Origin of the sequence: Kribbella capetownensis, from assembly GCF_004331485.1 — a bacterium.
In the GTDB taxonomy this organism is placed as follows: Bacteria; Actinomycetota; Actinomycetes; order Propionibacteriales; family Kribbellaceae; genus Kribbella; species Kribbella capetownensis.
The window spans coordinates 64,946-78,266 of record NZ_SJKD01000001.1 but is presented as its reverse complement, the minus strand read 5'-3'; the positions used below and the strand labels follow the sequence as shown (position 1 = coordinate 78,266).

The following is a 13,321-nucleotide window of genomic DNA, read 5'->3' as shown; positions in this document are numbered from 1 at the left end:
GGTGATTTCCGGGATCGCTTGCCTCCGGCGCGCTGGAGGCGGACTGTGTAACCGCCAGGGGTGTAGCCGGGGGGTTGACGGGAGGATCTGGATGACAGTCGGAGGCGTCGACACTTACTACGACTACGAAGAGAAGCAGTGGAAGAGCCGGCGGCTGGGAGGCGGACCGATCCGCCGCGGCCCGGTGTGCCCGGCCCCACGAACCGCTGACCACGCGGCGCACGAATCACCCCGCGAACGGCATCCGGCCGGCCGCGACCACGAGAAGACCACGACCGCCCTCGCCTGAGAAACCGGGCTGACACACCGGTGACAGGGCCCGCCAGATCAGGTCACCGACAGCAGCCGGAAGTCACCACAGCGGCCGTCGTGCCGGAACCCGACGGCCGCTGCGGGCTGTCCCGGAGCCGGTCCGACCATCGGCTCCGCGCTGCCCGAAGCGCCCGACGGAGCGACGGTCGCGAACGCCGCCGGGACGTAGGTGGAGACGCTCGAACCCACCCGGGACTCGCGTCGCGGTTCTCCAAGACCGTCGGGTTCGAGAACTACAGCCCGTCCGGGCTGCTCCTGATCACCGGCCGAATGGTTGCCGGAGGCGACCATCAGCTCGATCCCGCGGCAGGTCCGCCGCTCACGTCGTACTTCGACCTGATCGCACAGGGCCCGCGAAGACTGGCCGGGGTGAGAGCGGGACAGATCGGGCGTCGCATAGAGTGACTGAGGTCACCACCGGATCGGAAGGACCCGCCGCGATGGCCGATGCAGACCAGCAGGGGAAGCGTTCGTACGCGGAGTTCGATGTGAGCAGGCCGAGCATCGCCCGCACCTACGACTACCTGCTCGGCGGCAAGGACAACTTCGCCGTCGACCGCGCCTTCGGGGACCGGTTCATCACGGAGTTGCCCGGTTCGTCGGTGATCGCCCACGACAACCGCGGGGCGCTGGTGCGGGCGGTCCAGCAGATGATCACCCACACGCCGGTCCGGCAGTTCATCGACCTGGGCAGCGGCCTGCCGACCGCGGACAATGTTCACCAGGTCGCGCAGCGGTACGTGCCCGAGGCGAAGGTCGTGTACGTCGACAACGACCCGATCGTGCTCGCCCACGGCCGCGCCCTGCTGGCCGAGAACGAGAACACCACCGTGATCCAGGCCGACCTGCGTGAGCCGAAGGCGATCTACGAGCACCCGGACACCAACGCGCTGATCGACTTCGGCCAGCCGGTCGGGATCATCTTCAGTGCGACGCTGCACCACGTGAACGACGACGAGGACCCGGCCGGCCTGGTCCGGTTCTGGTACGACCGGATCGCGCCCGGCAGCCACGTCTTCATCAGCCACTTCCGCAGCGAGAACGACTCGCGCAGCCAGGAGTTGGAACAGGTCCTGCAGGGCTCACTCGGCCGGGGCCGCTGGCGCACCGACGAGCAGATCCTCGCGCTGTACGGCGACGGGTTCACCGTCCTCGAGCCCGGCCTGGTCCCGGCGGTCAGGTGGCGCAACCGCGAGCCGGTCGAGGACCTCACCGACTACCAGCCGCTGATCGCCGCCGTGCTCGCGGTCAAGGACTGAGGGGTCAGGGGTCAGGGACTGATCAGACCGACTTCCCCACGAAGAGGTTCGACGTGTAGGTGTCTTCCGGCCCGATGACGGTCACCCGGATCTTCTGCCCGACCGCACTGCACGGGAACCGGTCGTCGACCAGCATGCGACCCTCGCCGGGAACGCCGACGCTGCCGCAGCCCATCTGCACACCGGCCGACCTGGCTCGGAGGTCGTGAATGCCCTTGAGCACGACCTCCTCGTTGATGTACGCCTCCGTGCTCGGAACTCCCCAGCTCATGGTGTGGCCACCCGGCGCCGGGACCTGAACCTGCCAGTCAGTTCAGGAACCGTTCCGCCGTGAGGAAGCCGAGTTGTGCGGTTTTCGTGGTGCCGTCCGGCAGGGTGATCTTGACCTCCGGGCCGATGGTGAAACCGGACCGGTACAAGCGGTCGACCGCCCGTTCGTTGCGCGTGTCGGGCTCGGCGACGAGTCGCGGATGTCCGAGGTGGACGAACACGAACCGGCCCAGTGCCCGCAACAGGTTCCCGGTGAAGCCCGGGCGTGGATCGCCCGGCGCAACCAGCAGGTGCGCCCCGATGTCCCCGGCCTGGATCTCGTACGCCGCCCCGACCGGATCGGCTTGTGGATCGTAGGTCTGCAGCAACCCGATCGGTACGCCGTCCAACTGCACGACGTACACGTGATGCGTGGGCACCGAGTCCAGGAACTCGTAGGTCGCCGCGATCGCGTCCCGGGACAACCCGCCCATGCCCCAGAAGCTCGCGCGCTCGGCCGTGACCCAACCGTGGATGAGGTCGAGGTCCCGCGACGGATCCGCCTCGACGATGCGGACCGTGCCGAAACCCTCGATCTCGTGGGTGAAACTCCGGTCCTCCCGCTCGAGCGCATCCCAGTCGGTGACGATCGGCGCGAGCTCACCACGCAACCACAACGGCAGCTGATCGTGATGATGCGGCTCGCCGAGTACGCCGGACGCACCCAGTGGCACCACCCATCGGCTGGCCGACCGATCCGCGAGATCCCAGGCATAGCGCGCAGCCGAGCCGCGCACGCACACATCGGTGAGTCCCGGCAGGGACGACGTACACCTCACACAGTGATGGTCACCGGAAAGACCGAGGTCGAACGGTTCCTCGCCCGGCGCGAACACCGGGCCGCGCAACGCGTGCAACGGCGACAGCTGATGCGTCTCACCCCACGGCGGGCGGCGCTTGCGTGCGGCAACTTCTTCCAATGCCTCGCGCGCCAGCCAGGACACGTTGACGTCCGGGATCAGCTCGGTCGTGAGCAGGTTCTCCACCGCGTACGAGACATGCGTGAGCACGTCCATCCACGGCACGAACACCTCGGGGACCTGCGCATCTTCGAGTACGCCGAAGTGGTCGGCCAGCCGGGACACCAGTGCCTTCCGGATCGCGGCGTACGACGAAGCCGTGCTGCTCGTCGCGTCCATCCGCCGGTCCCAGCCGAGCAGTTCAGTGCGCAAGGCAACTGCTTCCGGTGACAGATCCTCCATGCCGACCAGCAGGGCCAACAGACACCCCGCAGACCCGAGATAGGTGTCCTTGTGGATCGACGGCATCTCCGCCACCGACCAGTTCGACTGTGACGTCACCAGCTCACGGATCCGGTGAGATCGATGGAGCGCGGCGAACTCCACGCCGAGCGGGGCCGCGAGTTCCCGCGCGTTCGCCATCACGGCCGGTCCGTCAACAGTTGCCCGCGGCATCGGGTCGTGCCAGCCGTCCCACTGGTGCTCGGCTTCCCACGCTGGTACGACGCGCAGCATGTTGTCGGCGTGACGTCGCGGAACCAGCCCGGCGGTGCGATGGAGCAACCCGCCCGCGGTGTCGGCCGCGAGGATCACGTTGACCGGCTCCACCCAGTCGCCGACGGCTGCATCGATGTCCGCCACGGTAGTTGCCTGGAGCAACCTGGGGATGACCTCGAAGCCGAGCCGCCCGGTCACGCGCGGCGGGTATCGCAGGCTGATCGTCTGGGCCGAGTCGTTGACGATCACCGGACCACGTTCGGTCTCGATCACCTCGACCTCGATCGGATCCGCGCCGGCCACCTCGACGACCTCGGTGTGGACCTGGGCCGGCTTCCAGCCGTCCGGGCCGAGCGCTTCCAGTCCCGGCCCGGCCGGCCGGAGCTGCTCGGCGTACAGGTCCTGGTAGTCGGCCATCGCGTTGGTGATCGCCCAGGCGACCTCCCCGGTGTGGCCGAAGTGCGCGACTCCGGGGATCCCGGGAACGGCGAGCCCGAGTACGTCGTACTCGGGGCAGGACAACCGGAGCTGTTGGTAGACGCCGGGGCTCTCGATGTAGCGGTGCGGGTCGCCGGCGACGATCGCCTGGCCGCTGCTGGACAGCGACCCCGGGATCATCCAGCCGTTGCTGCCTGCCGTCCGCGGCCCCTCCGAGGTGAACAGGTCGATCTTGTCGTCGCCGAGGGTCCGCGCGACGTGGGTGCGCCAGAGCTTGCTCGGGAAACCGGCGAACAGGATGTGCACCGCGAGCCAGATGCCGAGCGGCGCCCACGGCTCCCACTCCTGCAGCGTGAGCCCGGTCTCGGCGAACTCGGGGGCGCGGGCCGCTCCACCGGGAAGCGCGTGGTTGACGCCCTCGACGTACGCCGTGATCCACTCGCGGGTCTGCTCGTCGAGCGCCTCGAAGCAGCGTTGCGCGGTGTCGGCGAGCCGGGCCTGCCGTGCGAACACGTCCCAGCCCGCCGCCTCGGGGCCGAGGAAGGCCGCGCTCGTGCCGAGGAACCGGCGGCGCTCGAGCTCGAGCTGCCAGGCGCGGTCGGCCGCGGCGTTGGTGCCTTGCAGGTAGACGAGAGCCAGCGGGTCTCCAGCCCGCAGATGCGGTACGCCGTACGCGTCCCGGAACACCCGAGCATTCACTCCTGGCCTCGTTTCAGTTAGTTAGGCTGCGCTAACTTACAAGTCAGATTCTTCGGCCGCAATGGCATCGACTCTAGGGGAGGATCTCGTGGGGCACGGCTGGGAAGGTGTGGTGCTCAAGCTGTTCCGCGGGAAGGACTTCGTCCTCACCGTGACGGGTGCCGGCACCTCGCACGACGCCGACCACTCGCTGCCGTTCCGGATCGATCCCGAGCGGCACGAGCTCCGTCCGATCCCACGGCCGGAACTCGTCGCGAGCGTCAAGACGGATCTGCCGAAGCTCCTCGGCGACGCCTCGGACGCGTACGTCTGGATAGCCTGTGACACGGCCACCACCCGCGCGCTCACGACGTACGTCCTGAAGGATCTCGCTGTACCGAAGCACCGGGTGAAGGCACTGGGCTACTGGAAGGCCGCGTAGCCTGGCCGGCGTGATCAGCCCACTCGACCTCAGCGACCGCACGCTTGTCGAACGGTTGCTGGCGATCCAGCACGCCGCGTACGCCGTCGAGGCCGAGCTGATCGGCTTCGACGGCATCCCGCCACTGCAGGAGGACCTCGCCGGTCTGATGTCGTCCACCGAACACTGGCTCGGCCGGTACGACGGCGACGTCCTGGTCGGCGCGGTGGCGTACGAGTTCCCGGACGACGACACGGTCGAGATCTCCCGCCTGATCGTCGATCCGTCGTACGCCCGCCGCGGGCACGGACGAGCCCTGCTCGACCACCTCGATCAGCAGGAGCGACGGCCGACCAGCCTGGTCTCGACCGGCAGCGCGAACACCCCGGCCGTCACCCTCTACAAGTCCCGCGGATACGCCGAGACCTCCCGCACCACGATCGCCCCCGGAGTGCAGCTCACGCACTTCCATCGCCTGCGTAGCGATCCAGCCACTGCGGCCACGGCCTGAGCTCGCCGGCGACCTCCGCCAGGGCAACCAGCACCTCAGCCGTTGTGCCGCGCCGATCAGGGCGCTCGGCCAGCAGTTGCCGGATGACAGGAGCCAGCGGCGACGGTGGGATCTCGGCACCCTTCGCCATCGGTACGCCGGTCACCGCTTCGGCGAGCACCATTCCCAGCCCGTAGAGGTCCATCGCGGCCGAGACCGGCTCGCAGGTCTCCTGCTCGGGCGCGACGTACCCAGTGGTGCCGACCGGATGACCGGCGGGCTGCGTGGACCCGATCGGCCGGGCCGTCCCGAAGTCCAGCAGGACCGGGCGGGCATCGCGCAGTACGACGTTCTCAGGCTTGAGGTCGAGGTGAGCCAGACCCCGGCGGTGCAACGAGGCGACCGCCGGAAGGAGCTGGGCGCCGAGTACGGCGGCCTGCTCCGCCGCGAGCGCGCCGTTCTGGTCGATCTCCTCGTCGAGCGCCGGGCCGTCGACGTACTCGATCATGATGTGTGGCACCGGATCACCGGTGCCGTCGGCCAGAATCCGCGGCAGGGCGGGATGCAGATTCCCGGTCAGCGCGGCGGTTTCCCGGCGCAGAGTCAGTACCGCTCGCGGGTGGGCGACCTGGTGCGGCCGAGCAAGCTTCAGCACCGCCGGACTCCAGAGCTCGGGACTCCAGACGAGCCAGGTCTCACAACGCACCCCGACACCGAGGCGTTCGATCGCGAGGTTCCCGCCCGGGAGCGTGGAGCCCTCCGCGAACTCCCACACGGCCAGACCGTCCTCGGCGTCGACGACCAGTTCCATACCCCTCCTCCCCAGCCCGGATGCCGACCACCGGCCGCCGGGCGGACCCCGGTGGCCGGTGGACTTCCGGGCCTCAGCAGCGGCTACGACTACGGCTGCGACTACGGCTACAGCTGCGGCTCCAGGAGCGGCTGTGCTTCCGGTGCCGTCGGTGCCGCTTGTGATACATCGTCGGTGCGATCCGAGGCATGGTGTTCACCCCCTTCCTCCTGCCGTCGTCTGTCGGAGATCCGTCACGATCGGTGGCTTCGCCGGCCGGTCCCGGAGCTCCGGGCCGGCCAGGCTGACGACCCGGTCCGCGATGGCGGCCAGGTCCCGGTCGTGGGTGACAAGCAGTACGGTGCGATGCGCTGTGGCGGTCTGGATCGCGTTGACCACGGCGGCCGCGGACCGAGGATCGAGTGAGGCCGTCGGCTCGTCCAGCAGGACCATCGGCGCGTAGGAGACCACCGCCCGGGCGATGGCGATGCGGCGACGCTGGCCGCCCGACAACCGGATCCCGCTCTCTCCCAGGGAGGTGTCGTACCCGTGCGGCAACCGGCCGATGAACTCGTCCACCTGAGCGTTCCGGCCGGCCTCGAGTACGTCGGCGCGTGTGGCCGCCGGGTTGCCGAAGGCAATGTTCTCCGCCACTGTCGCGTCCAGTAGCCAAGGATCCTGCGGTACATAGGCGAACCGGCTCCGGACCGTCAGTTGCCGGCAGTAGCGCACGTTCACTCCGTCGATGAGAACCCTGCCGGTGTTGACGTCGTACAACCGGAGCAGCAGGTGCAGGACCGTGCTCTTGCCCATGCCGCTGGGACCGATCAGGCAGACCGTCTCGCCGGCGGCGATCCGGAGGTTGAAGTTGTCGAGCACCGGCTGGTCCGGCTCGTACCGGAACCCGACCTTCTCGAAACGGACGTCCTGCGCCAGTGGTGGTGCAACCCAGGCGCCGGCGCGATCGGTGACGGCTTCGGGGCACTCCAGGACCTCGCGCACCCTGGTCGCGCTGGCTCCGGCCTTGGCCAGCACGGCCGACAGGCGGGTCAGTCCGCGCACCGGGGCGTACAGGCTCCGCAGGTACGAGCTCACCACCAGGAGTTCGCCGACGGTCAGCGTGCCGTCCAGTACGGACAGGCCGCCGACCACCAGCACCAGCGCGGAGCCGATCGCGAGCAGGATGTCGGCCACCGGAGTCCAGCGGGCGTCCACCCTGACCGCCTTGAGTTCGGCCTCGAGGACCGCGCGGTTGCGATCCGCGAATTCGCCGCAGGCGTGATCGATCCGGCCGAACGCCTGGACCGCGCGAACGTTGCGCAACAGGTCGGTGGTCGCCCCGGCCAGGCGGCCGGACTCCGTGCGCGCAGCCTGTTGCGCGGCTCTGATCCGGGCTCGCTGCCGCACGGCCAGCCCGGCCAGCACCGGCACGACGGTCAGACCGATCAGCAGAAGACTCGGATCGAAGGCCAGCAGCAGGACGAGGACGCCGACCAGCGTCACCGCGTCGGGCAGGAAGGAGGTGGTGAGCGCGACCACGCCGTCCAGCACCCGGCCCACGTCGGTGGTCAGCCGGGAGACGAGTTCACCGCTGCGCATTCGGTCGTGCCAGCGCAGCGATCGGGTCATGGCCCGCTCGAACATCGTCGCCCTGAGCTCGGTGCCGATCCGTTCGGCCGCCCCTTCGGCAACTTGCAGGATCATCAGCTCGAGCAGGCCGTCGACCACGGTGAGAACGATCGAGGCGGCTCCGGCCAGCATCAGCAGCTCGGCCGGCTCCATCCCCGCCAGGGAGCTGAGGCGGCCGGTCAGGGGTCTGCCGCCGAGGGCATGGTCCACCGCCAGTGCCAACGGCCACGGACGGAGCAGGGTGACGCCCACCTGCAGCACGACGAGGGTCGCCGCGGCGGCCAGCGCCGGGGAATGCTGACGGACCGACGGGCCCGCGACGCTGAGGCTCAGCGGCGCCTTCATGGTTCCACCATCGCGGCGCGACCACTGTTGCGCTATTGCACTTTTGGGCTAGCACCTGACATTCGGTTGCTTGCCGTGCACCCCTAACTACTGCGAATGCCGGAAATGCCTGAGACCTGCGCGCCCGGCGCGAAAGCGCCTATGATCCGGAATTGGGGACTATGGGGGAACAATGGGGGAGTTGCGCCGTATCAGGCGAAGAGATCCGATGGCGTCGCCCGTCGTAGGTCTGCTCTGCCGAGCCGCAATTGTGGTACTCGTCATTCTCGTAGTCGGAATTGCAGCGGCCGTATTTGTTGCCCAGCAGGCCGGAAAGCTGCAAGCCGCCGGATCGGCGCAGCGAGAAACGGTGGCGACGGCCCGGGGTGTCGTCGAACCGCGGCTGGGCGCCGAGGTGATCGAGGGCCAACGGTCGGCGCTGGCCGCGTTCGACCGGGCGATGCGTCGCTACGTTCTCATCGGCGACCTTGTTCGGCTGAAGCTCTGGGACGCCGCCGGCCGGATCGTCTACTCCGACGAGTCGAGGCTGATCGGCTCGCGGATCCCGCTCCGGGCCGACGAGCTCGAGGCGTTGTGGGCCGGGAATCGCGACCGGTCCGGGGTGGGCGGCCTCGATCGGTCCGAGAGCCGGTTCGAGTCGACCGGCCCCCGATTGATCGAGGTGCACGTGCCGGTACGGGCAAGGACCGGCGAGTGGCTGCTCTTCCAGACCTACTTCAGGTACGGCCGGGTGGTGGATGCGAGCCGGAACGTCCTGGGCACACCGGCCAGGTCGGTACTCGGCGGCCTGCTGGCCATCGCGTTGGGATCGGCCCCGCTGACCTACGTACTGCTCAGGCGGAACCAGCGCCTGCAGCGGGAGCGGCTGCGCCGGCACGAAGAGCGGGCTCGCGAGGCCGAGCGGCGCCGCCTCATCGGTGAGTTGCACGACGGAGTGGTGCAGGATCTTGCCGGCGTCAACTACGCGCTGGAGCGGTTGCGACTGGGGTGTGTGTCCCCGGACCAGCGCGGCGAGGTCGTCGCCGACAGCGCCGCCTCGTTGCGGCGCAGCATCGGCACGCTCCGGACCTTGCTGATCGACAGCTATCCGCCGGATCTGGGCGGCCAGGGGCTCTGCTCGGCCTTGACCGGTCTGGCCGAGAGACTCGAGCGGGCCGGAATGGAGGTCCAGCTCGAGGTCTCGCAGGCGGAGCGCCTGCCACCGGTCACCTCGGCGCTCATCTTCCGCGCGGCGCAGGAGGCCGTCCGGAACGTGGCCACCCACAGTGGCGCCCACGAAGTACTGATCAGGGCCGGGCGCCGGGGTGGGCAGGCAACTCTGCTCGTCGAGGACGACGGACAGGGGTTCGACGAGGCCTTGTTGCGGGAACGGCGCGACGCCGGGCACTTCGGTCTGCGGTCGACCAGCGATCTGATGACCGCCTGTGGCGGCGTGCTGTGGGTCCGGGCCACACCGGGCCGAGGGACCCGGGTGAAGGTCCAGGTTCCGGTCGGATGATCCGCGTCCTGGTGGTGGACGATCACGACATCGTGCGGACCGGGTTGTGCCAGTTGCTGTCCGGCACCGAAGACCTCGACCCGGTCGGCGGTGCCGCCGACGGCGAGGAGGGAATCGCGATGGCGGCCCGGCTGCGTCCGGACGTGGTCCTGATGGACCTGTCGATGCCAGGCACCGACGGCATCGCCGCCACCGAGCGCATCGTCGCGGCCGACCCCGGCATCCACGTTCTCGTACTGACCTCGTTCAGCGACCACGACCGCATCATGGCTGCACTGGACGCGGGGGCGGAGGGCTACCTGCTCAAGAACAGCAGCACCGAGGCGATTCTCGCGGGCATCCGTCACCTGGTGGCCGGTGGCTCACCGCTGGATCCGAAGGCGGCCAGGGAGTTCCTGACCAGCCGACGCCAGGCGCCCCAGGAGGTGATCTTCACGACCCGTGAGCAGGAGGTGCTCGAGATGCTCGGTTCCGGCCTGCCGAACCGTGCGATCGCCCAGCGCCTCGGCATCAGCGAACGGACGGTCAAGGCTCATGTGACGAGCATCTTCCATCGCCTCGGCGTCTCCGATCGGACCCAGGCCGCGCTCTGGGCTCAACGGCATCCCGGTCACGCACTCCCGCCACCGGAATAGAAGCGGTCCAGCCACTGCGGCCAGGGTCGAAGATCTCCGGCGGCGTCGGCCAGATCGAGCAACGCTTCGGTGCGGGTGCCGCGGGCGGCTGGGTCCGTCGAGGTCAGGCGATTGACGACCTGCCAGACCCTGCCCGTGCCAGGGCTCAGGCACTCGGCGAGAGTGCATCCCAGGCTGTAGAGGTCCATGGCGGTGGAGACCGGGGCGCAGGCCTCCTGTTCGGGGGACGCGTCGAGGTGCCGGTCTGATGATCCGGGTGCTGATCGCCGACGATCACGCGATCGTCCGGACCGGCCTTCGCGGCGACCGGGCGGATCGTGGCTGCGGACTCGTCGGTGCGGGTTGTGGTGCTGACGTCGTTCAGCGACCAGACGCGGATCCTGGACGCGCTGCAGGCGGGCGCCGAGGGGTATCTGCTCAAGCACAGCGAGCCCGAGGTGATCCTGGCCGGCATCCGCGAGGTGATGGCCGGCGGATCGCCGCTGGACCCGAAGGCCGCGCGGCCCGCTACCTGGCCTGGGTCGGCACCGGACTGCTCGGCCTGGCCGCGGCCGCCGGCTTGGTCGCGGGCGGCACCGCCGTCTGGACAGCCTTCGACCCCGGCACCCCCAACGAGTCACCGGCCCAGCTCTGGCTGCCGCCGCCTGTCACCGTGAACCCGCAGAGCGCCACAGTCAATCCGACGCCGACACCGAGTCCCGACGACCACGGCGGCGACCGCACCCGTACGCCGTCGGCAACGAAGACGATCGAGCGCGGCGATGACAAGGGCGGCGATCGCACCCGCGCACCGTCGACGACCACCAAGGGCTCGAACACCACCGAGCCGGGTGACGAGAAGGGTGGCGACTCCGGCAACTCCGGGAAGGGCAAGTCCGGTAGCGACAACGGATCAGGCCACGGCTGACGACCGGGTCCGCAGTTGCTCGAAGCCGTAGTACAAGGCAAGGACGAACTGGACGAGCAACGTGACCGGGGCCGAGATGAACGACAGTCCGATACAGGCCGCGTAGAACAACGTGCCGATCGAGTAGCGCAGGACCGATGCGCGCTGCTCCGACGGGGTGAGGTTGTGGTCGACCAGGTGTGACCGCAGTACGTGCCACCAGATCAGGCTGAACGCGATCGCCGCCAGCGTCAGGTTGGTGCTGTAGACAGCGGCCGCGACATGGGCATCGATCGTGTCGTCGCGCAGGTACTCGGCGAACAGGTTCGTCGGGAACGGCAGCAGCGCGGTCCACAGCAACAGCAGCAGATTGAGGAACATCAGCCCGCGATCCGCCCGCCGGATCTGCCGGAACATCGAGTGGTGGTTGACCCACATGATGCCGAGGACCGCGAAGCTGGTCAGGTACGCCGCGAACTGCGGCCACTCCTGCACCAACGCCGGCCACAGCCGCTCGTCCGGTTCGGGTTCGGGAATGTGCAACTCGAGGACGAGCAGGGTGATCGCGATCGCGAACACGCCGTCGCTGAAGGCCTCGATCCGCGAGGTGTCCGCAAGGTCAGACTGGGTGGCCACGGTCACCCAGTCTGACACCGCGAACTCAGTCGGTCGACAACCTTAGGGCGACCCAGCTGATCGCCGGGAGGGTGACGGTCAGTTGGCCGTCCTGCAGGCGGGAGTCGGCCGGCTTGGGGGTGATGCGGTCGGGGTGCTCGGCGGAGTTGGTGGCGAGTGGATCGGCGTCGTGCACCATGACGCCTTCCTGGATCGTGGTGACGCCGGAGCGACTGACGTCGACGGTGACGTCGATCGTGTCCTCGGACGAGCGGTTGACCAGGAAGACGGCCAGCTCACCCTCGGAGTATGTCGCGACCGCGTCGACTGCCGGTACGTCGCCGTACTTGGCGGTGCTGACTGTCGGCGAATCGGTCTCGAGCCGCAGCACCTGGCCGGACGCGAGTCGTGACGTGATCGCGAACGGGTGGAACGTGGGCTGCCGCCAGGCCGGGCCGTTCGGCTCGGTCATGATCGGCGCGATCACGTTCGCCAGCTGTGCCAGGCAGGCGACGGCGACCCGGTCGCTGTGCCGCAGCAGCGAGATCAGGAGGTTGCCGACGACAACGGCGTCGGTGACGTTGTACTCGTCCTCGATCCGGCGCGGGGCGACCTCCCATTGGTCGTGTGGTCCGTCGGTGAGCCGGGACCGGTCCTTGTACCAGACGTTCCACTCGTCGAACGAGATGCCGATCTTCTTGCTGCTCTTCAGCTCCGCGCCGACGTGGTCCGCGGTCGCTGTGACGGCATCGATGAAGTGGTCCATGTTCACCGCCGAGGCCAGGAACGATGCCGTGTCGCCGTCGTCGTTGCCGTAGTACGCGTGGCACGAGATGTAGTCGACGAACTGGTACGTCTCCCGCAGCACCTCGCGCTCCCAGGTGCCGAACGTCGGCATCTGCGACGACGACGAGCCACACGCGACCAGCTCGAGATCGGGCTCGATCATCCGCATCGTCCGCGCCGTCTCGGCCGCGAGCCGCCCGTACTCGGCCGCGGTCTTGTGCCCGATCTGCCACGGCCCGTCCAACTCGTTGCCCAGGCACCACAACTTGATCCCGTACGGCGACGCGCCGTGCTGCTCGCGCAGGTCGGACAGCGCCGTACCGCCGCGGTGGTTCGAGTACTCCTGCAGGTCGAGCGCCTCCTGGACGCCGCGGGTGCCGAGGTTCAGCGCCATCATCGGCTCCACCCCGGCCTTCGCGCACCAGGTGATGAACTCGTCCAGGCCGAACTCGTTCGTCTCGACGCTGTGCCAGGCCAGGTCGAGCCTCCGCGGCCGGCCCTCGCGGGGGCCGACGCCGTCCTCCCAGCGGTAGCCGGAGACGAAGTTGCCGCCGGGGTAGCGGACCACGGATACCCCGAGCTCCCGGGTCAGCTCGAGCACGTCCTTGCGGAAGCCGTCCTCGTCGGCGGTCGCGTGCCCCGGCTCGTAGATACCGGTGTAGACGCAGCGGCCCATGTGCTCGACGAACGTGCCGAACGTACGCCGGTTGACCGGGGCAACCGTGAACACGGGGTCGATGATGATGCGGGCAGAGGTCACCAGGTGGCTCCTG

Annotated in this window: 14 protein-coding genes; 7 read left to right on the top strand and 7 right to left on the bottom strand. The window is 69.0% G+C overall.

What is annotated here, in order from left to right:
• Window positions 1-91: 91 nt before the first annotated feature.
• Window positions 92-289 (top strand): hypothetical protein, encoded by a 198-nt coding sequence (locus E0H75_RS00435; protein ID WP_131511047.1) that lies wholly within the window; start codon window positions 92-94, stop codon window positions 287-289.
• A gap of 38 nt (window positions 290-327) precedes the next feature.
• Here E0H75_RS00435 and E0H75_RS42830 read toward each other — a convergent pair whose 3' ends face one another.
• Window positions 328-501, bottom strand: coding sequence for a hypothetical protein (locus E0H75_RS42830; protein WP_165553347.1), 174 nt, complete (start codon window positions 499-501; stop codon window positions 328-330).
• A 251-nt stretch (window positions 502-752) separates the two neighbouring features.
• Here E0H75_RS42830 and E0H75_RS00425 point away from each other — a divergent pair, with 251 nt between their 5' ends.
• Window positions 753-1,571: an SAM-dependent methyltransferase gene (locus tag E0H75_RS00425; RefSeq protein ID WP_131511046.1), complete on the top strand. Its 819-nt coding sequence runs from the start codon at window positions 753-755 to the stop codon at window positions 1,569-1,571.
• Between the two features lie 22 nt (window positions 1,572-1,593).
• On the opposite strand, the gene E0H75_RS00420 is transcribed toward E0H75_RS00425, so the two are convergent.
• Together E0H75_RS00420 and E0H75_RS00415 are read right to left on the bottom strand one after the other, a co-directional pair.
• Entirely contained in the window at window positions 1,594-1,842 is a 249-nt protein-coding gene (locus E0H75_RS00420) for a hypothetical protein (protein WP_131511045.1), read from the bottom strand.
• 37 nt (window positions 1,843-1,879) lie between these two features.
• Window positions 1,880-4,474: a GNAT family N-acetyltransferase gene (locus E0H75_RS00415; RefSeq protein WP_131511044.1), complete on the bottom strand. Its 2,595-nt coding sequence runs from the start codon at window positions 4,472-4,474 to the stop codon at window positions 1,880-1,882.
• An 88-nt stretch (window positions 4,475-4,562) separates the two neighbouring features.
• Here E0H75_RS00415 and E0H75_RS00410 point away from each other — a divergent pair, with 88 nt between their 5' ends.
• Both E0H75_RS00410 and E0H75_RS00405 read left to right on the top strand, forming a co-directional pair.
• On the top strand, window positions 4,563-4,895 hold the full coding sequence (locus E0H75_RS00410) for an SIP domain-containing protein (RefSeq protein ID WP_165553345.1): 333 nt from the start codon (window positions 4,563-4,565) through the stop codon (window positions 4,893-4,895).
• A gap of 10 nt (window positions 4,896-4,905) precedes the next feature.
• Window positions 4,906-5,385 (top strand): GNAT family N-acetyltransferase, encoded by a 480-nt coding sequence (locus tag E0H75_RS00405; RefSeq protein WP_131511042.1) that lies wholly within the window; start codon window positions 4,906-4,908, stop codon window positions 5,383-5,385.
• Here E0H75_RS00405 and E0H75_RS00400 read toward each other — a convergent pair.
• Complete coding sequence (locus tag E0H75_RS00400) at window positions 5,333-6,175, bottom strand: serine/threonine-protein kinase (protein ID WP_131511041.1); 843 nt, start codon at window positions 6,173-6,175, stop codon at window positions 5,333-5,335. The genes E0H75_RS00405 and E0H75_RS00400 overlap by 53 nt on opposite strands.
• Window positions 6,176-6,370: 195 nt before the next feature.
• Entirely contained in the window at window positions 6,371-8,128 is a 1,758-nt protein-coding gene (locus tag E0H75_RS00395) for an ABC transporter ATP-binding protein (protein ID WP_131511040.1), read from the bottom strand.
• Between the two features lie 349 nt (window positions 8,129-8,477).
• On the opposite strand from E0H75_RS00395, the gene E0H75_RS00390 reads away from it, so the two are divergent.
• From E0H75_RS00390 to E0H75_RS43465, 3 genes are all read left to right on the top strand, one after another.
• Window positions 8,478-9,626, top strand: coding sequence for a sensor histidine kinase (locus tag E0H75_RS00390; RefSeq protein ID WP_165553343.1), 1,149 nt, complete (start codon window positions 8,478-8,480; stop codon window positions 9,624-9,626).
• Window positions 9,623-10,261 (top strand): response regulator, encoded by a 639-nt coding sequence (locus tag E0H75_RS00385; protein WP_131511038.1) that lies wholly within the window; start codon window positions 9,623-9,625, stop codon window positions 10,259-10,261. The genes E0H75_RS00390 and E0H75_RS00385 overlap by 4 nt, the downstream gene beginning before the upstream one ends.
• A 247-nt stretch (window positions 10,262-10,508) precedes the next feature.
• Window positions 10,509-11,168 carry a helix-turn-helix domain-containing protein gene (locus E0H75_RS43465; RefSeq protein ID WP_202872784.1) on the top strand — a complete coding sequence of 220 codons (660 nt, stop codon included), beginning with the start codon at window positions 10,509-10,511 and terminating at the stop codon, window positions 11,166-11,168.
• On the opposite strand, the gene E0H75_RS00370 is transcribed toward E0H75_RS43465, so the two are convergent.
• Together E0H75_RS00370 and arfA are read right to left on the bottom strand one after the other, a co-directional pair.
• Complete coding sequence (locus tag E0H75_RS00370) at window positions 11,154-11,783, bottom strand: TMEM175 family protein (protein ID WP_165553341.1); 630 nt, start codon at window positions 11,781-11,783, stop codon at window positions 11,154-11,156. The genes E0H75_RS43465 and E0H75_RS00370 overlap by 15 nt on opposite strands.
• 25 nt (window positions 11,784-11,808) lie before the next feature.
• Entirely contained in the window at window positions 11,809-13,308 is a 1,500-nt protein-coding gene (arfA, locus tag E0H75_RS00365) for an arabinosylfuranosidase ArfA (RefSeq protein WP_131511035.1), read from the bottom strand.
• Window positions 13,309-13,321 lie beyond the last annotated feature (13 nt).